The 470-nt window shown below is 50.0% G+C and carries 1 protein-coding gene; it reads left to right on the forward strand.

The window, feature by feature from the left end:
* The coding region (locus tag J5M58_RS26700; RefSeq protein WP_207880376.1) for a YbhN family protein at positions 1-470 on the forward strand (470 nt) is incomplete at both ends.

Raw genomic sequence — 470 nt, forward strand, 5'->3', positions numbered from 1 at the left:
ACCTGACGCTCAGTACCTGGGTCGGCGGCATTGGTATGCGCTATCGTTTGTACTCTCGTCTGGGGTTGCCCGGTAGCACTATTACGCGGATTTTCTCGCTCAGTATTACCACCAACTGGCTGGGCTACATTTTACTGGCAGGGATTATCTTTACCGCAGGCGTGGTGGAGTTGCCGGATCACTGGTATGTCGATCAAACTACGCTGCGTATTCTCGGCATTGGCTTACTGATGATTATCGCGGTTTATTTGTGGTTTTGCGCTTTCGCGAAGCACCGCCATATGACCATCAAAGGGCAAAAGCTGGTGCTGCCTTCATGGAAATTCGCCCTCGCTCAGATGCTGATTTCCAGCGTTAACTGGATGGTAATGGGGGCGATTATCTGGCTGTTACTTGGTCAAAGCGTGAACTATTTCTTTGTACTGGGCGTGTTACTGGTTAGTAGTATTGCTGGCGTCATCGTGCATATT

The sequence above is a fragment of the Pseudomonas sp. 32_A genome (assembly GCF_017490905.1).
Lineage (GTDB): Bacteria > Pseudomonadota > Gammaproteobacteria > Pseudomonadales > Pseudomonadaceae > Aquipseudomonas > Aquipseudomonas inefficax.